General features: G+C 37.1%; 17 protein-coding genes. 2 read left to right on the forward strand and 15 right to left on the reverse strand.

Translation table 11 applies throughout. The annotated features are described in order from the left end of the window. Positions 1–3: 3 nt before the first annotated feature. From pknB to ACTYBU_RS07080, 13 genes are all read right to left on the reverse strand, one after another. Entirely contained in the window at positions 4–1,983 is a 1,980-nt protein-coding gene (gene pknB / locus ACTYBU_RS07020) for a Stk1 family PASTA domain-containing Ser/Thr kinase (protein WP_445488334.1), read from the reverse strand. Next, complete coding sequence (locus ACTYBU_RS07025) at positions 1,980–2,738, reverse strand: Stp1/IreP family PP2C-type Ser/Thr phosphatase (protein ID WP_445488336.1); 759 nt, start codon at positions 2,736–2,738, stop codon at positions 1,980–1,982. Before ACTYBU_RS07025 ends, pknB begins: the two co-directional genes overlap by 4 nt. 5 nt (positions 2,739–2,743) lie before the next feature. After that, positions 2,744–3,832: a 23S rRNA (adenine(2503)-C(2))-methyltransferase RlmN gene (rlmN, locus tag ACTYBU_RS07030; RefSeq protein WP_445488338.1), complete on the reverse strand. Its 1,089-nt coding sequence runs from the start codon at positions 3,830–3,832 to the stop codon at positions 2,744–2,746. A 3-nt stretch (positions 3,833–3,835) separates the two neighbouring features. Beyond that, a complete protein-coding gene (rsmB, locus tag ACTYBU_RS07035; protein ID WP_445488340.1) occupies positions 3,836–5,182 on the reverse strand; it encodes a 16S rRNA (cytosine(967)-C(5))-methyltransferase RsmB in 1,347 nt (448 codons plus the stop codon). Beyond that, complete coding sequence (fmt, locus tag ACTYBU_RS07040; protein WP_445488341.1) at positions 5,172–6,128, reverse strand: methionyl-tRNA formyltransferase; 957 nt, start codon at positions 6,126–6,128, stop codon at positions 5,172–5,174. Before fmt ends, rsmB begins: the two co-directional genes overlap by 11 nt. After that, the gene (gene def, locus ACTYBU_RS07045) at positions 6,125–6,610 is read right to left on the reverse strand and encodes a peptide deformylase (protein WP_445488343.1); all 486 of its coding nucleotides are present in this window, start codon (positions 6,608–6,610) and stop codon (positions 6,125–6,127) included. The genes fmt and def overlap by 4 nt, the downstream gene beginning before the upstream one ends. 232 nt (positions 6,611–6,842) lie before the next feature. Further along, the gene (gene priA / locus ACTYBU_RS07050) at positions 6,843–9,257 is read right to left on the reverse strand and encodes a primosomal protein N' (RefSeq protein ID WP_445488344.1); all 2,415 of its coding nucleotides are present in this window, start codon (positions 9,255–9,257) and stop codon (positions 6,843–6,845) included. Next, positions 9,254–10,462, reverse strand: coding sequence for a bifunctional phosphopantothenoylcysteine decarboxylase/phosphopantothenate--cysteine ligase CoaBC (gene coaBC, locus ACTYBU_RS07055; RefSeq protein WP_445488346.1), 1,209 nt, complete (start codon positions 10,460–10,462; stop codon positions 9,254–9,256). Before coaBC ends, priA begins: the two co-directional genes overlap by 4 nt. A gap of 291 nt (positions 10,463–10,753) precedes the next feature. Beyond that, a complete protein-coding gene (gene rpoZ, locus ACTYBU_RS07060) occupies positions 10,754–10,972 on the reverse strand; it encodes a DNA-directed RNA polymerase subunit omega (protein ID WP_445488348.1) in 219 nt (72 codons plus the stop codon). 2 nt (positions 10,973–10,974) lie between these two features. Beyond that, complete coding sequence (gene gmk, locus ACTYBU_RS07065; RefSeq protein WP_445488350.1) at positions 10,975–11,589, reverse strand: guanylate kinase; 615 nt, start codon at positions 11,587–11,589, stop codon at positions 10,975–10,977. A gap of 9 nt (positions 11,590–11,598) precedes the next feature. After that, on the reverse strand, positions 11,599–11,862 hold the full coding sequence (remA, locus tag ACTYBU_RS07070; protein WP_443481463.1) for an extracellular matrix/biofilm regulator RemA: 264 nt from the start codon (positions 11,860–11,862) through the stop codon (positions 11,599–11,601). Between the two features lie 60 nt (positions 11,863–11,922). Next, a complete protein-coding gene (locus tag ACTYBU_RS07075) occupies positions 11,923–12,798 on the reverse strand; it encodes a YicC/YloC family endoribonuclease (RefSeq protein WP_445488352.1) in 876 nt (291 codons plus the stop codon). Positions 12,799–13,314: 516 nt separating this feature from the next. Further along, positions 13,315–15,993: a calcium-translocating P-type ATPase, SERCA-type gene (locus ACTYBU_RS07080; protein WP_445488354.1), complete on the reverse strand. Its 2,679-nt coding sequence runs from the start codon at positions 15,991–15,993 to the stop codon at positions 13,315–13,317. 683 nt (positions 15,994–16,676) lie between these two features. On the opposite strand from ACTYBU_RS07080, the gene ACTYBU_RS07085 reads away from it, so the two are divergent. Next, a complete protein-coding gene (locus ACTYBU_RS07085; protein WP_445488355.1) occupies positions 16,677–18,395 on the forward strand; it encodes an Rqc2 family fibronectin-binding protein in 1,719 nt (572 codons plus the stop codon). A gap of 386 nt (positions 18,396–18,781) precedes the next feature. Here ACTYBU_RS07085 and ACTYBU_RS07090 read toward each other — a convergent pair whose 3' ends face one another. Then, a complete protein-coding gene (locus tag ACTYBU_RS07090) occupies positions 18,782–18,976 on the reverse strand; it encodes a hypothetical protein (RefSeq protein ID WP_445488357.1) in 195 nt (64 codons plus the stop codon). Positions 18,977–19,008: 32 nt separating this feature from the next. After that, positions 19,009–19,518, reverse strand: coding sequence for a nuclease-related domain-containing protein (locus ACTYBU_RS07095; RefSeq protein ID WP_445488777.1), 510 nt, complete (start codon positions 19,516–19,518; stop codon positions 19,009–19,011). A 358-nt stretch (positions 19,519–19,876) separates the two neighbouring features. Here ACTYBU_RS07095 and ACTYBU_RS07100 point away from each other — a divergent pair, with 358 nt between their 5' ends. Next, positions 19,877–20,629 (forward strand): hypothetical protein, encoded by a 753-nt coding sequence (locus ACTYBU_RS07100; RefSeq protein ID WP_445488359.1) that lies wholly within the window; start codon positions 19,877–19,879, stop codon positions 20,627–20,629. Positions 20,630–20,789 lie beyond the last annotated feature (160 nt).

Genomic DNA, 20,789 nt, shown 5'->3' on the forward strand with positions numbered 1-20,789 from the left:
TCCTTAATCTGGATATGGGACTACTTGATCAAGAATTACATTTGTATCTCGCATCACTTTATAACCTGCTTTATCATCCTTTGAAACTCGTAAAGTGATTGTTTTTTTTGTTGTTTCATTAATAGTAAATGTATCGTACGGTTCCGTCATATTATGATCCAGATCCTGTACAAAGATAATTACTTCTTGCGGCTTTCCTTCTTCTGCAGGCTCATATGGTATCGTAATTTCCTCTGTTACCTCTTTCGTCGGAATTGTTTCTGCTCCCTTTGAAATAACAATCGAAATACGGGATCCTTTTCTTACATTTAAACCAGCTTCAGGTGAATGGGAAACCACCTTTCCTTCATCCACCGTATCACTATATTCTTCTTTAAAGTCTACAGATAGACCGGCAGAATTCACATAGTCGTTTACCTCTTTTTTCGTATAACCAGTTAAATCGGATAACCTGACATATTCTGCACCTTTGCTGATGGTAAATTCGATGTCTGCATCTTCCGGCACTACTTCTTCCCCTTTTGAAAGATTTTGAGAAAGTATTGTTCCAGAAGGCTGATTTTCATCAAACTGCTCTACCTTGTTTATTTTTTTAAACCCTTCTTTTTCAAGCTGATTCACAACATCTTCATATTGTTGTCCAATATAATTATCCAGCTCATATTTTTCTTTCCCCAGGCTTTGATAAATATCTATCTCTTGTCCTTTTTTAACTTTCCTGCCCGCTTTCGGACTCGTTCGAATAACGGCGCCTTCTTTTACTTTTTCATCATTTAAAGGAACTGTTTCTCCAATTACAAATCCAGCTAATTCCAGTGATGCAATCGCTTCATCCATTTCCTCCCCTGAAACATCAGGAATTGCCACATCTTCTGGAATTAAAAGATCAGGAAGTACAGTCACAGCAAAAACGCCTGCTAATAACAAAAATAGAAACACGGATACTAATAAGACTATTACTTTTTTGCTTTTCTTTTTCGGCTTTTTCGTATCTTGCTTCTTGTTTTTTGGAGCTTCTTGCTTGTTTACCTGTTTCGTATCTTCTTTACCATGGATAATTGTTTCATCCAGATTTGGATATGGTCTGTCATTTGTTATAATAGGGATTGCTTTTGTTGCTTCCACATCAATAGGTGAAACAAATTTCGGTTCATTTTTTCTTTCTGGATTCAGTGCTGTTTGCAAATCTTCTCCCATTTCTTCTACGCTTGAATAGCGGTGAAAGGGGTCTTTCGCTGTTGCTTTTAATACTATATTTTCAACACTTTGAGGAATTTCTTCATTCCACCTTCTTATACTTGGCGTTTCTGACTGCAAATGCTTCAACGCAATCGATACAGCTGATTCTCCAGAAAAAGGAAGCCTGCCAGTTAATAATTCAAACATCACGATTCCAAGTGAATAAATATCGGATTTTTTATTTGCCATACCGCCTCGAGCCTGTTCAGGAGATAAATAATGAACAGAACCTAGCACTGAATTTGTTTGTGTGATGCTCGTTGCACTTAATGCCATTGCAATTCCAAAATCCGTTATTTTTACATTTCCTTGTTTATCAACTAAAATATTATGTGGTTTGATGTCTCTGTGAACGATATTATTTTGATGGGCATGAGAAATAGCTGATGTTAATTGTTTCATTATTTCAATTGCTGTTTCTACAGGAACTGGAGAATGTTTTTGTATGTATTGTTTTAATGTATAGCCATTTACATATTCCATGACAATATAATAAATGGTGTCTTCTTCCCCTACATCATAAATACTGACAATGTTCGGGTGAGTTAAGCTTGTGGCAGATTGTGCTTCTCGATGAAATCGTCTTACAAACTCATCATCATTGACATAATCAAGACGAAGCATTTTTACAGCGACATCACGGTCAAGAATCATATCATGAGCCAAATAGACGTTTGCCATACCGCCTCCGCCAACCATATCAAGTATTTTATAACGACCGCTTATCCTTTTGCCAATCATCATTTTGCTTCACCCGCTTGATTCCCATTAGCGTATTCTAAAATAACAATCGTTATATTGTCTTCTCCGCCGTTTTCATTTGCAGTATGAATTAAAGTTCTTGCCTTTGTTTCAAGTGAATCTTCCCGCTGCAAAACCTCAACCATCTGATTTTCTGTCACTTTATTGGATAAACCATCTGAACAGATAACGATTAAATCCCCTTGCTCAAATATGATCGTTATTATATCAATAGCCAAGTTTTCATCTGTTCCTAAAGCTCTTAATACAACATTTTTCCTTGGATGATGCTCTGCATCCTCCTTTGAAATTTGCCCCATTCTAACTAATTCATTTACCAGGGAATGGTCTTCCGTAAGTTGTTTAAAACCGTCCTCATTATATAAATAACAACGACTGTCCCCTACATGAGCAATTGTCGAGAAATTTTCTGTACTGATCACTCCAATAATTGTTGTTCCCATTCCGTCGCAATCCGGATGTTCCAAGGCATACATTAACACATACTGGTTTACTTGTTTAATATGCGTGAGCAGCCAGTTTTCCGCTTCATCAGCAGTAGAAATATGATGGTTTTCTGTCCAAAGCTCTGTTAATTTTTCAACCGTAAGCCGGCTCGCAACATCACCTGCACGGTGCCCGCCCATGCCATCTGCTACGATGGCAAGGCGCTGACCGCTTTTATTAAAGATAATGGCCCCGTTGTCTTCATTATGCTGACGCACTTTTCCTTTATCCGTCATGAAAATTTCTTTCAAAATTGTCACCTCGTCTCTTCTTGTCGCTCCTTCGCACGCAGCTGTCCACAAGCAGCATCAATATCGGATCCTTGCTCTCTGCGGATGGTTACATTCACACCATGTTTTTTTAATGTTTTTTCAAATAAAAAGATTTGGTCCTTAGGTGTTCGAACATAATCTCTTTCTGGTACATAATTAACTGGTATTAAGTTAATATGACATTTAATTCCTTTTACTAGTTTAGCCAATTCTTCTGCATGTTCTACTTGATCATTAACATTTCCAAATAATCCGTATTCGAAACTTACTCTTCGTCCGGTTTTTTCCACATAATATCGAATAGATTCCATCAATTGCGGCAGTTTATATGCTCTATTGATCGGCATCAAACGACTTCTTAGCTCCGTATTAGGCGCATGCAAGGAAACAGCAAAATTAATTTGCATATTTTGATCGGCAAATTCGTAAATTTTTGGAACAATGCCGCTTGTTGAAACGGTAATATGTCTAGCCCCAATATTTAATGCCTGATCATGATTGATAATGTTTAAGAAGCTTAACATATGGTCAAAATTATCAAATGGCTCTCCTATTCCCATAATTACAACCGAACTAACTCGCTCATCTGATTTATCAAGCGCCTGCTGTACTTTTACGACTTGTGCCACAATTTCTCCTGCTTCTAAATTTCTTTTTAATCCTCCAAGAGTTGATGCACAAAACGTACAGCCAATTCGACAGCCTACTTGTGTCGTTACACATACAGAATTGCCATATTCATGTCTCATTAAAACCGTTTCAATGGAATATCCGTCATGCAGTTCAAACAAAAATTTAATGGTGCCGTCACTTGATGTTTGTTCTATTATCGTTTTTAATGTGGTAATTGTAAAATGATCTGTCAATAATTCTCTTAACCCTTTCGAAAGGTTCGACATATCCTCAAAACTTGCTACTCGCTTCTTATACAGCCATTCAAAAATTTGGTCCGCTCGGAATGCTTTTTCATTGTTCTTTTTTAACCAGTCTTTTAACTCGTGTAATTGTAATGAGTAGATAGATGGCATTGTTTCTATATCTGCTTGCTTTTTTGTTGTTTTTATTTGTTCCATTTCCTACACCTGCTTTCTTAATGCGGCCATATAAAAGCCGTCTGATCCAAAATATTGCGGTAAAATTTGCAGCTCATGCTGTTTTACATAGGAATGCACACTTTCCGGCATGCGTTCTGCTAATGTTGTATCTTTATAAAAATTAGGATGCTTCTCTAAAAACTGTTCTACTACCTCTTCGTTTTCTGCTGTATCAATCGTACAAGTGCTATATACCATTAAGCCGCCATTTTTTAATAAAGAAGACATTGTTTCCAAAAGCTGCAGCTGTATCGTATGCAGCCGGTCTATATCCTTTTCTTCTTTTGTATATTTAATATCCGGCTTTCTTCTCATCACACCTAATCCAGAACAAGGAGCATCAAGCAATATGCGGTCAAAAGAACCTTCTTCCAGCACTTCCTCCAGTTTCCTTGAATCCATCGCTTTTGTTTCAATATTGTGAAGCTCTAATCTGTCTGCATTTTGACGGATAAGTTTTACTTTATGTTGATGAAGGTCAACAGATAGCACCTGTCCTTCATTCTTCATTTTCTCTGCTATATGTGTTGATTTTCCTCCTGGTGCTGCACATGCGTCCAATATGTCCAAAGGCTCGGCAACATCCAAAGCATAAGCAACAAGCATAGAGCTTTCATCTTGTATAGTCAGTAATCCATTTTGAAAACATGCTGAATTGGCTAAATTTCCTTTTAAACATTGAATTCCTTCAGGCACTACAATACTTGCTGCGGCTATATACCCTTCTTCCTCTAACAAGGATAAACATTCTTCTCTGGATATTTTCGTTGTATTTACCCGTGCTGTTTGGATAGGTGCTTCCAAGTTTAGTTCACACATTTTTTTTGTTTCTTCCAGACCAAGTTGATTTACCCATCTTTTTACCAGCCAGACAGGATGACTCGTTTCTATTGCTAATCTTTCAATAGGGTCCTCTACAGTTTCCAATGATGGAACCCCTTGTCGTTGAATATTTCTTAAAACAGCGTTGACCAAACCGGAAATACCCTTATGACCTCTTTTTTTTGCTATTTCGACCGCTTCATGAATAGCAGCATGATCTGGAATTCGGTCTAAATAAAGAATTTGATATAAAGTCAATTGCAGCAATGACAGCACCCAGCTTTGCAGTTTATGGCTGTTTTTTAAAAAAGGCTTTAAATAATAAGACAGCGTCATCTTTCTTTGCAGCGTTCCATAGACCAATTCTGTTAAAAGCCCTATATCCTTTGACGGGAGTTCATTTTTTTTGATGCTTGTATTTAATAATAAATTGCTGTATGCCTGATTATTGTTGATTGTTTCTATAATATCCAATGCGGTTTCCCGAACATTTTTTTTACTGGTCATTTTCTGCTCCTAATACTTCGTTTGCTTGCATTTTTGTCCCTGCTCCGCGTAAAAATACTTCTGCTGTCATTTTCTTTTTTCCTGCTGGCTGAAGCTCTGTTATTTTAATGCATGTAGAATTGCCTGTTGAAACCAGCACACCATCTTTTTGAATTTCTACGATGGTTCCCGGTGCTGCATCATGAGGTTTTGTCACCTTTTTCGAATTCCATACCTTTATCACTTCGTTTTGATAGGTTGTAAAAGCAACAGGCCATGGATTCAAGCCGCGGATTTTATTATAAATTTCTTCTCCAGAAATCGCCCAGTCAATTTTTTCATCCGAACGTTTTATATTAGAAGCAAAAGTTGCTTCCTCTTCATTTTGAGCAATAGGCGTAAGACCACCCTCCAACAGCTTTGGCAATGTTTCCGATAGAAGTGAGCTGCCGGCTGCACTCAATTTATCATGGAGTGTTCCAACCGTATCTTCTTCACCAATAGGAACTTCCACCTGTGTTAAAATATCACCTGCATCCAGCTTTTCAGCCATATACATAATCGTAATTCCCGTTTTTTCTTTCCCTTGAATGATGCTGTAATGAATAGGTGCTCCGCCCCTTAGTTCAGGCAAAAGGGATGCGTGTACATTAATGCATCCATGCTTTGGTGCTTCCAATAATTCGTTAGGAAGAATTTGTCCAAAAGCAGCCGTCACAATTAAATCCGGGTCTAAACGAATAATTTCGGCTAGTTCTTCTGATTTTCGGATCTTTTCCGGCTGGTAAACAGGTATGTTATGCTTGATTGCTTCTACTTTTACAGGAGGCGGCGTTAATGTTTTTTTCCTGCCAACTGGACGGTCTGGCTGTGTTACTACTCCAATTACATCATAGCCGTCCTTTAGTATCTGCTGCAAAACCGGCACTGAAAAATCCGGTGTCCCCATAAATATAATCCTTGTCATTCTGCTTCCACTCCTTCTAGCTCATCTTCCTCTAAATAGCGTGTAATTTTTGCAGTAAACAGCACCCCATCTAAATGATCCATTTCATGAAGAATAGCCCTTGCTAAAAAATCCTCTGCTTCTATATAGTAGGTTTTTCCTTTTCTATCCTGAGCTTTTACTTTAATAGAAAATGGACGGTTCACTTCCCCATACACTCCCGGAAAACTTAAACATCCCTCTGGGCCCAGCTGTTCTCCATCTGCTTCTATTAACTCGGGATTAATTAATTCAATTGTTCCCGTATCATCATCGATATCCACAATCGCTATTCTTTTTCCAATTCCAATCTGAGGTGCAGCCAACCCTACGCCATCAAATTCAATCATCGTATCATACATATCATTTAATAATTTTGCTAATTTTTTATCAAATACTGTAACTGTTTCGCATGCTTTCTCTAAAATTTCAGCGGGAAACAGTACAATTTGCTTTACTGCCACTTCATTTCCTCCAAACATTTTTTACAATCATTAATAAACCAACATTTTATTTTAAACGTTTTGTCTTTAGAATACAAGCAAATCAAGGAGAGGATCAGCTAATTAGAGGCCACTGATAAAGTGAATACTTATGAAATACAGATTTCACCTAACATTCATCTTATAAAACACTTTTTCAGCGCAGTTGCTAATTAGCCTCCTCTTTTTGAATCCAAATAACAATTCCTGTTTTCTACATTAATATATAAGGATTGACATCAATCGAAATTTGCAAACCATTTGTGCTTATTTCGCCTTGATAATGATCCAATACCGTTTTTAATACCGATTTTAAGTTAGGTTCCTGTTTGTATTTTATCAGACACTGATACCGATATCTATTTTTTATTCTGGAAATTGGGGAAGCAACTGGTCCTAAGACCACCGTTTTAGGAGAGAGCTTTTGTCTTACAACCTGTGAAATCTGTTCTGTTACGGAAACAACTTTCATTAATTGTTCATGACTTACAGTTATAAGTGTAATATAGTAATAAGGTGGATAGGCGTGGCTCTTTCTTATCATCATTTCACTATGGTAAAATCTATCATAATCCTGCTGGCTAGCAAGCTCAATACTATAATGCTCTGGCGTATATGTTTGGAAAATAACTTCACCTTCTAATTCATGCCTGCCAGCTCGCCCGCTCACTTGGGTTAACAGCTGAAATGTTTTTTCTGATGAACGAAAATCAGGCAAATGAAGCATGGTATCTGCTGATAATACACCTACAAGCGTTATCTTTGGAAAATCCAGTCCTTTAGCAATCATCTGGGTGCCTAAAAGAATATCTGCATGGCCGTCTTGGAATTGCTTTAATAATTTTTCATGGGCTCCTTTGCGGCTGGTTGTATCTACATCCATTCGAATAACACTTGCTTCCGGCAAAATTTTAGCAAGTTCCTCCTCTACTTTTTGCGTTCCTGTTCCAAAATATCGAATATGCTCACTGCTGCATTCTGGACAATTACTTGGAGTAACTTCTTCATGTCCGCAATAATGACACTTCATCTGATTATTATACTGATGGTATGTTAAACTAATCTCGCAATTCGGGCACTTTACAACATATCCGCAATCTCGGCACATAACAAAAGAGGAATGGCCCCTCTTATTTAAAAATAAAACCGTTTGTTGTTTTTTTTCGATTCGATCCTTCAGCTTTTCCAATAGCACTCTTGAAAACATGGAACGATTTCCCTCACGGAGTTCTTCTCGCATATCAACAATTTCAACAGCAGGCAATGGATTATCATTCATTCTCTTTTTTAATGTTAGTAATGTAAACACATCTTTTTGTGCACGTGCAAAGCTTTCTAAAGAAGGAGTAGCGCTTCCTAAAATAACAGGACATTGATGGGTTAAGCCACGCTTTATCGCAACTTCCTTTGCATGATATCTCGGATTTTCTTCTTGTTTATAGGTCATTTCATGCTCTTCATCAATAATAATAATACCTAGGTTTTCAAATGGAGCAAAAATTGCAGAACGTGCCCCTACCACTACCTGCACTTCTTTTCTTTGTATTTTACGCCATTCATCATATTTTTCTCCGACCGAAAGTCCGCTGTGCATAACTGCCACCTTATCTCCAAATCGGCCCTTGAATCGATGAACCATTTGAGGAGTCAGCGCTATTTCAGGCACTAATACGATTGCTTCTTCCCCTTTTTTTAATACTTTATCAATGGACTGCAAATATACTTCTGTTTTTCCGCTTCCTGTTACTCCATATAATAAAAATACTTCATGCTTGTTACGATTAACGGTATCGAGAATTGGCTCAATCGCTAGCTGCTGTTCTTCCTTTAATAACAAAGGAGACGTTCTTTCAAATGCACGCTCTTTGTATGGATCCCGGTATATTTCCAACTCTTTTTCTGCAAGGACCCCTTTTTCTATCAATCCTTTGACAACCGAATTAGATGTTTTTAAAAGACTTAATAACTGTTTCTGTTCGACTGCTTCGTTATTCTCCATAAAATATTCTAATATTTGCTGCTGTTTATTAGCTTGCTTATTTAATGAATCAGCCGCTGCTTGTAATTGTTCGGCACTTAGCAGGGAATAGATATGCTTTGCTTTTTTTTTGTTTGCACGGGACTGGACTTCATAAACAACTTCCAACTTCCCATTTTTCACCTCTTTTTGAATAGAAGTAAGGGAAGCAGTTTTTATTGCCTCTTCCCATAGTACTTCTTCTTTTCCATTAAATAATGAATAGAGAGTTTCCGAAAGCTCATGAAGGCCGTCTCTTCCAGCCAGCTTTATTTTCCGCTGATATTTTGCCTTCAATGCTGGCGGCAGCATTGCTTGCAAAGCAGAGATTTTAAAGCAAAGCGTTTGTCCAGAAAGCCAATCTGCCAGCAGAAGCAGCTCCTTATTTAAAACAGGAACAAGATCCATTGGCTCTATTATTTTTTTCAAGGAATGAAAAGGTGAATCGGATTCTATGGATTCGACAAAACCTTGCACTTTTCTTGGACCAAACGGCACAATGACACGCATTCCTGGCTGTATGATGTTTTCCAAGTGTTCAGGAATGAGATAATCAAAGGCTCTATCTGTCTGCTTTGCAGGCACATCTACAATAACTTTGGCAACGGTCATTTCTTATCATCTTCTTTCAATGAAAAAGCATGTTCCAGCACATGAAAGGCAACCTCGTCTTTTGACAATAACGGCCATTCTTTTTTTTCTCCGTTTTTCAAATAAAATGTTACACGGTTTGTATCCGTTCCAAAACCAGAGTCTTTGCTGTTGACATTATTCGCCACAATCATGTCTGCATTTTTTCTTTTTAATTTATCTTTTGCATACTCTTCCATGTTTTGTGTTTCTGCTGCAAATCCAATCAGGACTTGTTTTGTTTTTTTTGCTCCTAAATCAGCAAGAATGTCTTTTGTTCGAGTAAACTCTATCACTTCAGATCCCAGCTGCTTTTTCACTTTATGATCATATGTTTGTACAGGTTTATAGTCACTTACAGCTGCTGTTTTAATAATAATATCAGCTGAGCTGCTATTATCCATTACAGCCTCGTACATTTCTTCTGCGCTTTCGACTGCTATTACCTTTGCTCCATTTGGAGGAGAGATGGCAGTCGGTCCAGTTACAAGGATAACATCAGCACCTAGACGGACAGCCTGTTCGGCAATGCTGTACCCCATTTTCCCGGTCGAACGATTGGAAATAAAACGAACAGGATCAATTTTTTCTCTAGTTGGTCCTGCTGTAATCAAGACGGTTTTATTTTCTAAAAATTGTTTTTTTCTTGTAAAATGTTCTTCCATATGTTCAATAATAATTTCCGGCTCTTCTAATCTTCCTTTTCCGACATAACCACAAGCAAGGTAACCTTCCCCTGGATTAATGAACCGATACCCATACTCATATAAAGTAAGAATATTTTTCTGAACGGCAGGATGATCATACATATGAACATTCATAGCCGGTGCAATCCAAACATCAGCTGTAGCAGCAAGCAAGGTAGTTGTTACCATATTGTCTGCTATCCCATTCGCCAGCTTTCCAATAGTATTGGCTGTTGCAGGTCCTACAAGAATTAAATCTGCCCAATCCGCCAAATCAATATGTGCAATTACTTTCGCATCCTTTTCATCAAATGTATCCGTAAATACTTCATTTTTCGAAAGTGCTTTAAATGTCAATGGAGCAACAAATTCAGTTGCTGCTTCTGACATGATTACTTTCACTATTGCACCTTTTTGCGTTAATTTGCTCGTTAATGTACACATTTTATATACAGCAATTCCACCTGTTATACATAATAGAATCTTTTTGCCCTTTAACATTTTGTTCCCCCATTTCACATGCTTTGCTTCTTTTATTATGCAAAAAAAACAGAGATTTTTCATCTTTTCTTTAAACAAAATATTCCTGGCCCTTTCCGCTGTTTCTTTTCTACTTGCAGCTAAGAAAAGGAAAACGATACAGAACAGCCGAGAGTGTAGACAAAGTGTTATTTACTCAAAATTCAGCACGATAAGCACTGTCTGCTTTCATGAAAAAAGACCGATCAGCTAGGAGAGGTTTCTCTACTGATCCAGTCTTTCTTTTTCGTTTCTTTAAATTATTTCGAAGGACTATTCGCCTTTTTCCGCTTCGTCTAGATTGACACGGTATGTTAATTGATTCGCATGAATTTCTTCTAATGCTTTTCCAACATTTTTATGAGAAGCATATTTAGCCAATTGCGGTTTTGCATTCAGTTGCATTTTTCTCGCTCTTTTCGCTGCTACAGATACTAAAGAATATTTAGAATCAATTTTAGTCATTAATGAATCAATAGATGGGTATAACATATTTAGTTGGCCTCCAGCATTTTTTTGTATTTTGGTTCTACTCTTTCTCTTCTGCAGTGTTCTGCAATAATAATTGCTTTTATTTTTTCACATGCATTCTCTACTGTATCATTTTCTACCACATAATCATATAGATGCATCATTTCAATTTCTTCTTTTGCAACATTCATTCGATTGTTGATTATTTCTTCCGTTTCTGTCCCTCTCGTTACAATGCGGTTTTTTAACTCTGATAAACTAGGGGGACTCAAGAAAATAAATAAGCCGTCCGGGAATTTCTCCCGTACTTGTTTGGCACCTTCGACCTCTATCTCCAGAAAAACATCTTTCCCTTTGTCCGTTGTTTCTCTTACATAATCGACAGGTGTACCATAATAATTGCCGACAAATTCTGCATACTCCAGTAATTTGCCTTTTTCAATCAGCTTTTCAAACTCTTCTCTTTTTTTGAAAAAATAATCAATCCCGTCCACTTCTCCCGCGCGTGGAAGCCTAGTTGTCATAGAAATCGAATATTCAAATGAATTATTTTGTTGTGAAAAAATTTGTTTGCGCACTGTCCCTTTTCCTACACCGGAAGGTCCTGACAGTACAATCAACAGCCCTTTATCTACCACTATATTCTCCTACCCTTCATCCATAATTTCATCGCGATCATTTAATCGATGTGCAACCGTTTCTGGCTGAACAGCCGAAAGAATGACATGGTCGCTGTCCATGACGATTACAGCTCTTGTTCTTCTTCCGTATGTTGCATCAATAAGAGAGCCTCGATCCCGTGCATCCTGGATAATACGTTTAATTGGAGCAGATTCAGGACTTACAATCGATATAATTCGGTTTGCAGAAACAATATTACCGAAACCAATATTTATTAACTTGATGGACATGTTTTTTCTCCAATCCTACTTTTTTATTTTTGACGAGCATATAATATTCTAAACTCGACTTTATTCAATGTTCTGTATTTGTTCTTTTATTTTTTCCAAAAAGCTTTTTAATTCTACCACTTCTTTGCTAATGTCTGCAGAATTTGCTTTGGAGCCAATAGTATTTACTTCTCTGTTCATTTCTTGAAGAAGAAAATCTAGTTTTCTACCGACTGGCCCACTTCCTTGAAGAATATTGTAAAACTGCTGAATATGGCTTGTTAAACGGATTAACTCTTCATTTATGTCTGCTTTATCGGCAAATATTCCTACTTCTGCTAATAGTCTAGACTCTTCTATCTTATCTTGTAAATAGTCTTCTAATTTTGCTTTTATTTTTTCCCGATATAACGTGATGACTTGTGGAGCAAACTGCTGAAGACGGGAAACGGACTGTTCAGACAGTCCTGCAAGATGCAGGATATCCTTTTGGAGAGCGCCGCCTTCTGCTGTCCTCATCTTATTTAATTCGATGACAGCCTCTTCTGCAACAGCAAGGACAATCTTCTCTATTTCTTCTATGTCCAATTCCTCATCAACGACCTGAAAGCAGTCTTCCTTTTTTAATAAATCATCAAGGGAAATGGAGTCTTGCAGCAAATATCGGTTTTTTATTTCCGTTAATAACTGATGATAGCGGTCAAGAAGCAAATAGTCGACAACTATTTTTTGATTTTTAAGCCGTTCCCCTTCAAGGGTAATAAACACTTCAATTCTACCTCTATGTATCCATTTTGAAATGGTCTTTTTTATTTTTTCTTCCATTATTATAAACTGTTTAGGCATTCGAATAACCTGTTCACAAAAGCGGTGATTTACCGTTTTGATTTCCACTGTTACACTTATATCTTCTAATTGTTTTCGACTTATGCCAAAACCAGTCATGCTTTTAACCATTCTTCACACATCCATTTTTAATATGAAAAGCGCAATCGCCTTGGTCATCCTTGAAGACGATTGACCCCCTACTTTCGTGCCTGTTGCAAGGCCGGAGCTAGACATTATTCTACGTTTAGAAATTTATTTCCATTATTAAGAACAAGCGCAATCGCCTTGATCATCGCCGTACAAACTAGAGGGGCTTCGACTGAGATAAAGGAAACACAATGAGCGCAAGCGTAGATGTTGACTTATCGTAGGGAGATGACCTGAAGTTTGATAGGCGATAGGTGCTGGCCGATTAAGTACGCAAAAGAGGAAAATCGACTAAATACGCAACGTCCTGTTGCAACGTCGATTGACCCGCATCCTGCGAGCCTGTTGCAACATCGGCACTAGTACATTCTGTACGTCGGAGCTGGACGCGGACCAAACTGCTAAGTTATCCACCACTCTATTTCGTTTATAATTTCCTAGACAAAAATAAAACAAAAGGTATAGAGTGCCTCTATACCTTTTGGATTATAACATATTTTATTTTGATTTACTTAACAAAAATGAACCTGCAAGTAAAAAAGTTGGTACGGATGCCAAGCCGATTACCATCGGCCAATCCTTTGCAAGGATAGCCTGAGTATGAAAAATGTGTTGTAAAAATGGAACATAAAGCACCACTAATACGAGCAGCAAAGACGAAATAACAGCAAACACTAAATATATATTTCCAAAAGGATTGCGGGAAAGAATGGATTTTTCGCTGCGACAATCAAATACATGAATCAATTGTGCCATTACTAATGTTACAAATGCAATGGTTTGGGCATATTCCAAATTGTCTGGGTTGTTATTATAGGCAAAAATAAATGCTAGTATTGTTGATATACCAATCAAAAAACCACGTGATACAACCTTCCAGCCTAACCCTCTTGAAAATACTCCTTCACTAAGACTTCTTGGGTCTCTTTTCATCACATTATCTTCTGGTCTGTCGAGCCCCAACGCCATTGCAGGCAAACCATCCGTTACTAAATTGACCCAAAGTATCTGGATTGGAACAAGGGGCAGGGGCAGTGCCAAGATCATAGCAAACAGCATAACTAAAATTTCCCCAACATTCGATGCTAATAAATAGCGGATGAATTTGCGTATATTTTCATAAATATTTCTGCCTTCAATAATGGCAGCTTTAATGGACGCAAAATTATCATCCATTAAAACTAAGGAAGAAGCTTCCTTTGCAACATCCGTACCAGTGATCCCCATTGCTATGCCTATATCTGCCGTTTTAATGGCAGGAGCGTCATTTACTCCATCACCCGTCATCGCCACAACATGTCCTTTATTTTGGAACGCTTGCACGATTTTTAATTTATGCTCCGGAGATACTCTTGCGAAAACGGAAACATCATCCACTACTTCTTCTAAGTGGGATAAATTCATCATAGAAAGTTCTTTCCCTTCTAACACTTTTGACCGTTTATTCGCTATGCCCAGCTGCATTGCAATTGCTTTTGCAGTAATTACATGGTCTCCTGTAATCATTACCGTTTTAATGCCGGCGTCTTTACACTCTTTTACCGCTTTTTTCACTTCAGCTCTTGGAGGGTCAATAATCCCTTGCAGTCCTATAAAAGTCAGTTCTTTTTCTGCTTCTGTTTCATGCAGAATAATCGTATTTGGAGATATTTCTTTATATCCGATCGCAATAGTGCGAAGGGCTTGAGAAGCTAATCCATTGATTGCATCCTGGACCATTTTTTTAAAATCACTTGAAAACGGCAGTGTTTTATTTCCCATTAAAATGGATACACTTTTACCTGCTAAAACATCTGGTGCTCCTTTTGTCACTATAAACTGTCTGCCGGATGAATCCTTAATGACCACGCTCATCATTTTTCGTGTAGAATCGAAGGGAAACTCGTTGATTATGGTGAATTGATTTAATAATTGACTTCTTGTGTACCCTGCTTTCATTCCTGCTACAAGCATTGCACCTTCAGTCGGATCTCCATTTAACACAAATTCTCCCTGTTTTTGCAATATTTCCGCATGGTTGCAGAGCATGCCAAATGTAAGCAGCTGCTGAAGCACTTTTTCTTTTCTAGGATTAATGATTATATTATCTTGATAGTATTTTCCTTGGGGTTCATATCCTGCGCCGTCAACAGTCCATGTTTTGCCGCTGCTCCAAACCTTTGTAACAGTCATTTTATTTTGTGTCAGTGTACCCGTTTTGTCAGAGCAGATCACACTGGCACAGCCTAATGTTTCAACAGCTGGGAGCTTGCGGACAATGGCGTTTTTTCGAATCATCTTTTGGACGCCAAGGGATAAAGCGATTGTTACAATGGCAGGCAGACCTTCTGGAATGGCTGCAACCGCTAACGATACACCTGCGAGCACCATTTCATACAAATCATTGCCTTGCAGCACCCCTATAGCCACAACAAGTACAGTTAAACACAAAGCAGTCACAATTAAAATTTTCCCAAGCTGTTCTAATCTTCGCTGCAAAGGAGTTGTCTGGGATTCTGCATTTTGCAATAGATCGGCAATTTGTCCCATTGCTGTTTTCATCCCGGTTGCAATGACAACACCTGTTCCACTTCCTCTAGATACCATCGTTCCCATAAACCCCATATTTTCCATATCCCCAAGTGTTAAATTTATATTTTTAATTGGTAATATAGATTTTGGTACGGGCACAGATTCCCCAGTTAAAGCAGATTCTTCTACCTCCAGGCTTCTAGATTCAATAATTCGAACATCTGCTCCAATCCTATCTCCGCTGGAAAATTTGATAATATCTCCAGGAACTAATTCCTTCGAAAGTATTTTTATCCATTCCCCTCCTCTTAATACTTGCACTTGCGGCTGCGAAAGCTCTTTCAATGCAGATAAGGACTTTTCGGCCCTTCTTTCTTGGAAAAAGCCAAGAAAGCTATTCAAAATGATGATTGCGATAATTGCAATAGCATCAATATATTCCCCTAAAAGTCCTGAAATCAATGTTGCTGCTAACAGGACAAGAACCATAAAATCTTTAAATTGGCTGAAAAATAAAAGCAGGGCAGATTGTTTTTCTCCTTCAGCCAATTCATTTTTTCCAAACTGCTTTCTCCGCTTATTTACATCATCCTCTGTCAGCCCAGCCGAAAAATCAGTATTTAATGTTCGTTCCACTTCTTTTTCATTCATTTCATGATAGTTCATCCGGCCATCTCACTTCCCCCTTTTTCAATTCAACGCGCCAAATAAAAGCACAAACTCACTGCTTCTCCCGATTAGACAAAGTCAGGTGTAACAGAAAGGCATCTTCTGCTTTAACAAAGGCGAAGAAAAAACGTAGTTGTTCTGAACAATAGCCAAGCATAAACCAACCTGCAAAGTTGTCCCAACACCACTCTAAAGAAATCATATTCAACCAAAGAGGAAAAAATGCTATTATTATTAGAAAAGCGGAAGCGGCTTGTTCGGCTTCGAGATGCATAAGAAAACTGAACAACGAGGCTGCTTTTCAAACCTCTACACCCAATCATAATGGTCTTATGTCACGAGCATCTAGCCAATATGGACAAATAGAAAAATGGTAGCGGCTGATTTTTTTACAAATGAAAGCTGACTGTGATGAGATAAGTTTAAGCATTATGTTTTAGACAATAGAAAAGATGCATTATAATAGAAATTAGAGTGTAGACAAGTGTAGTGTTACGAACAAATTGCAGAATGATCGAAAAGGATTTTTCTTTTGAAGCGTAAAGCCATGGGAGATGCTTATTACTATTAGGCTTAAGTAATAAGCATTCTAGCAGGGAAAGCAACTAGCATTTGTCGACAGCCTGATACTAATAGAACCTTTGTCTTCTATTGGCACAAAAAAGAAAAGGATGTTTATCATGTCATTTGATGGTTTATTTACAAAAGCAATGACCACTGAACTATTGCAAAATTTAAAAGGTGGAAGAATTAATAAAGTGCAGCAGCCATTTTCCAATGAAATTGTACTTGTTGTACGGGCAAATGGACGAAATCAAAAGCTGCTGTTATCCGTTCATCCCAGCTATGCACGAATTCAATTAACTGAGGAAACATATGAGAATCCTAAAGAGCCTCCAATGTTTTGCATGTTATTGCGTAAACATTTGGAAGGTTATTTTTTGGAAAATATATATCAAATAGGAAATGATCGTATTATCGTATTGGAAATAAGAGGAAGAAATGAAATTGGTGATATTTCTTATAAAAAGCTCATGATTGAAATAATGGGACGGCACAGCAATATCATCTTAGTTGATCAAGAGAAAAATACCATTCTAGACAGTATCAAGCATGTATCTTATGCGGTTAACAGCCACCGGGCCATTCTTCCCGGCTACGAATATAAAGCACCTCCAGCTCAAAATAAGCTTGATCCATTAACTGCAGGAGAAGAAGATTTTCTAAAAGTCATAGATTTTAACAGTGGTAAACTGGATAAACAAATTGTTCAACAGTTCTCTGGAATCTCACCTCTTCTTGCTAAAGAAATCTTATTTCGCGCTGAAATAGCCAACAGGGCAACCTTGCCAAAAGCATTTATCAAACAAATGGAAACGATAAAAAAAGAATCGTATGAACCTTCTATTATGATTACATCAGAGAAAGAATACTTTTATTTTCAGCCGTTGCTTTATGTGAATGGTGAAACAAAATCTTTTTTTTCCTTAAGCCACATGCTGGATCGTTTTTATTTTGGCAAAGCGGAGCGTGACCGTGTCAAACAGCAAAGCAATGATTTAGAACGATTTATTGTCAATGAACGGGATAAAAATAAGAAAAAAATTACAAAGCTGCAAAAATCACTTGCTGACGCTGAAAACGCAGATCAGTATCAATTATTAGGAGAGCTTTTAACAGCAAACCTCTATGCTGTTAAAAAAGGGATGTCGAAAGCAGATGTAGTCAACTACTATCACCCTGAAGGAGCAATGATTACCATCTCGCTTGATCCAAGGCTGTCGCCATCTGAAAATGCTCAAAAATATTTTACAAAATATCAAAAAGCAAAAAATTCGATTGAAATTATTAAAGAGCAGATTCATCTTGCAGAAGCAGAATTACTTTATTTTGAAACATTGCTTCAGCAGATTCTCTCTGCTTCGCATAAAGATATTCAGGAAATTCGCGAAGAGTTAGTGGAAGAAGGCTATTTAAGAGAAAGACAGAAAAAACAAACAAAAAAACAGCAAAACACCAAACCTGTTTTAGATCAATATTATGCAGATGATCACACAGAAATATTAGTTGGCAAAAACAATAAACAAAATGATTATTTAACGAATAAGCTTGCTGCACGTGATGAAATCTGGCTGCATACAAAAGACATTCCTGGATCGCATGTTGTCATTCGCAGCAAAGAGCCTTCAGAAGAAACGATTATGCAGGCGGCAAATCTAGCTGCCTATTATAGCAAAGCGAAACTTTCCAGCTCCGTGCCAGTCGACTATACATTGGTCCGGCATGTAAAAAAACCAAGCGGAGCAAAGCCAGGCTTAGTCATTTATGATAATCAGCAAACAATTTATGTAACACCAAATGAAGAAACAGTTATTGCTTTAAAGAAAGAAAAACATTGAAATGGGAGGAGAGGGTCCGCCTTTCCTAACTACCTTTTACAAGTAGATTGCTGATATATCACATGTCCCTCACCTTATCTATTTTTGGAAGAGGTGGGGGGATTTGGTTTATTCATTAAGGTAACAAAATTGAGCTGCCAATTCGTTGGCAGCTTAATTTTTTTTATCCCACTCTTAACGGGCAGTAAGACCCCCACTGATGGAAAGGTTCACTTTATGATAATAAGTTTGGGATATCATTTACAATTAACTTGCTTGTTTGAACGGTGTCCTATACAATATACTCTCAGAAAGAATCGCTATTTTATACTTTGTTTTTGTCCTGATTCCCTTTTTATCGGACAAAAACTTCTCTCTTTCCTGTCTTTTTGGTCCTGATTCTTTTTTTATTCATAATAAGACCCCCAATTTGTTCCCACTTTTTTAAAATATTTTTCTAATACTCTTCTTATTTTCCTTTTACTATAAATAACTTTACACCATTCATAAATAACTGTGGTTGTAATCTTTCCTTCGGGAAAAAGCAGCTTAAACTCCTCTCCACATCTTATAATGGCACTTTCTACTGCTTCTTCATGCAAGCACTTTTGACAGATGCACTTTCTTCCTTCTTCTACAATGGAAAATGATCCACATGCAGTACAGTAAGCTCCTTTTTAAGCTGATCATAATGGAAAGGTGGCAATTGGTTATAGGGAGATTCATCGAGATGAAGAGATAGCAGCTTGTCTGCCAGCATTTTATGTCTTTTATTTAGTTTAGAAAGAATTGCATCAAGTTTTTGCATAAAGCGATGGAATTGAGTTGAAAATATAAAAGGCTTCTTGAGAGGAGATCGATAGAGGGTAAATTCGGAGTTGATAAATACAACAAATGCCTCAATAGGAATACGATATCCTAGGCTGTTCAACAGTTGACGCAGCAATGATTCACCACTACTCAATTGATGTAGTGGATTCATTACTTCCAACTTCGATAATGTATATAATCTATCAGATTCATAATAAAAATCCCCTTCAAAATTTTTTACTTCGAATAAATAAATGGCTTCTTGCGTGATAAGGAGAGAGTCAAATTGAACCGTCTTTTTATTGATCTTTAAAAGCACGTCGTTTAATATGATGCATTTACAGGTTAATTTTTTTGTAAAAGAATCAAACTCCTCCTCCCCTGCTTATCCTTTTTTTAAATTGGAGTAGTGTTGTTTATCTTCGATAGACAAATTCATTCGCCTATTTAAAAAAGATAAAATTCTTAATTCAGTAGATTCAATACGAGATTTATAAAACATATCCTATTTCCTTTCTAAATAGTAAATTCCCTGACCATTCAATAATCAACAATGAAATTTAACAAAGCCTTTTATTAAAGGATACAAAACAATCCAGTATGAAAGATTGAACATTTTGTTAACATTATATTCATTCATGAAAAAAACAAAGGAAATCGGAAAATTCTGTCGAATAAGCTTAGAAACATAAATGAAAGGATTGGTTATGATGAAAATAAGAAATAATATTGTCACATTTACTCAATCAGAAACGAACACAAAGAAATTTCGAAATGATTATCCTATCTCTGAAAATTTACGAAGTGTGATGGTAAATGAAGTGGCGGACTATGTAAAAACTTATGCTTGGAGCCACTATTTAGAAGAGGCTCTGCCATTATTGAATGAATTTGTGGAGGATCATCATGTGATGAAGGAAAAACAAAATGATTTGCTGGATAATTTATTTTGGTGGCAGCTTCTATATCAGTGTCATACCCAGCAAAGCGATCACTTTATTGAAAACTTTATTTTTAAAAATACACATTTGCTGCACAAAAAACCAATGATTTTATCATGGCTAAGGGAATGGGATAAGGCAATACCTAAATTTTATCATGTTGGATATAAATATAATGATCGTGTCCTTATCGTTACAGATATTTTGGAAGAAAAAACGCTTGATGTCATAGTATATGAACCTCTCGCAATCCCTCCTAAACAAGGAGAAATCGTATTTGGCACATTAATTCCGATAGGAGATGCACTATATTTCCCTATTATCGATTTTTACCATTTTGATTTTGAAGCAAAGGAAGATATAGCAAGGCATCTACACTACTACTATGAGAAGCATTTACAAAATTCTACTATGCATGAAGCATTTATCCACGTTCTGTCTTCTTTGCTGCAAATAGAAAGAATGGTCTTCTGCGATAATAAAGCAACCAATTCCACGAGATGATTTCCACTATAAACAAGTGACCCACTTTTAAACTTTTCAAGCTGCAGGTTTTCCGACAATCCAATTATACACAGCGTAAATAGGATAGAATGCGATCCAACATACTTGGAATATCAACCTCAACTTCAGGGCTGAACATTTAGTAAACTTCTTTTTTTAC

This window comes from Niallia sp. 03133, assembly GCF_052663225.1.

Excerpts from the sequence above, each read along its gene's own strand:
- pknB (WP_445488334.1), bottom strand. The coding sequence starts at position 1,983 with ATGATGATTGGCAAAAGGATAAGCGGTCGTTATAAAATACTTGATATG.
- rlmN (WP_445488338.1), bottom strand. The coding sequence starts at position 3,832 with ATGGAACAAATAAAAACAACAAAAAAGCAAGCAGATATAGAAACAATG.
- ACTYBU_RS07075 (WP_445488352.1), bottom strand. The coding sequence starts at position 12,798 with ATGGTTAAAAGCATGACTGGTTTTGGCATAAGTCGAAAACAATTAGAA.
- remA (WP_443481463.1), bottom strand. The coding sequence starts at position 11,862 with ATGTCCATCAAGTTAATAAATATTGGTTTCGGTAATATTGTTTCTGCA.
- ACTYBU_RS07085 (WP_445488355.1), top strand. The coding sequence starts at position 16,677 with ATGTCATTTGATGGTTTATTTACAAAAGCAATGACCACTGAACTATTG.
- rsmB (WP_445488340.1), bottom strand. The coding sequence starts at position 5,182 with ATGACCAGTAAAAAAAATGTTCGGGAAACCGCATTGGATATTATAGAA.
- ACTYBU_RS07100 (WP_445488359.1), top strand. The coding sequence starts at position 19,877 with ATGAAAGGATTGGTTATGATGAAAATAAGAAATAATATTGTCACATTT.
- coaBC (WP_445488346.1), bottom strand. The coding sequence starts at position 10,462 with ATGTTAAAGGGCAAAAAGATTCTATTATGTATAACAGGTGGAATTGCT.
- priA (WP_445488344.1), bottom strand. The coding sequence starts at position 9,257 with ATGACCGTTGCCAAAGTTATTGTAGATGTGCCTGCAAAGCAGACAGAT.
- rpoZ (WP_445488348.1), bottom strand. The coding sequence starts at position 10,972 with ATGTTATACCCATCTATTGATTCATTAATGACTAAAATTGATTCTAAA.
- ACTYBU_RS07080 (WP_445488354.1), bottom strand. The coding sequence starts at position 15,993 with ATGAACTATCATGAAATGAATGAAAAAGAAGTGGAACGAACATTAAAT.
- fmt (WP_445488341.1), bottom strand. The coding sequence starts at position 6,128 with ATGACAAGGATTATATTTATGGGGACACCGGATTTTTCAGTGCCGGTT.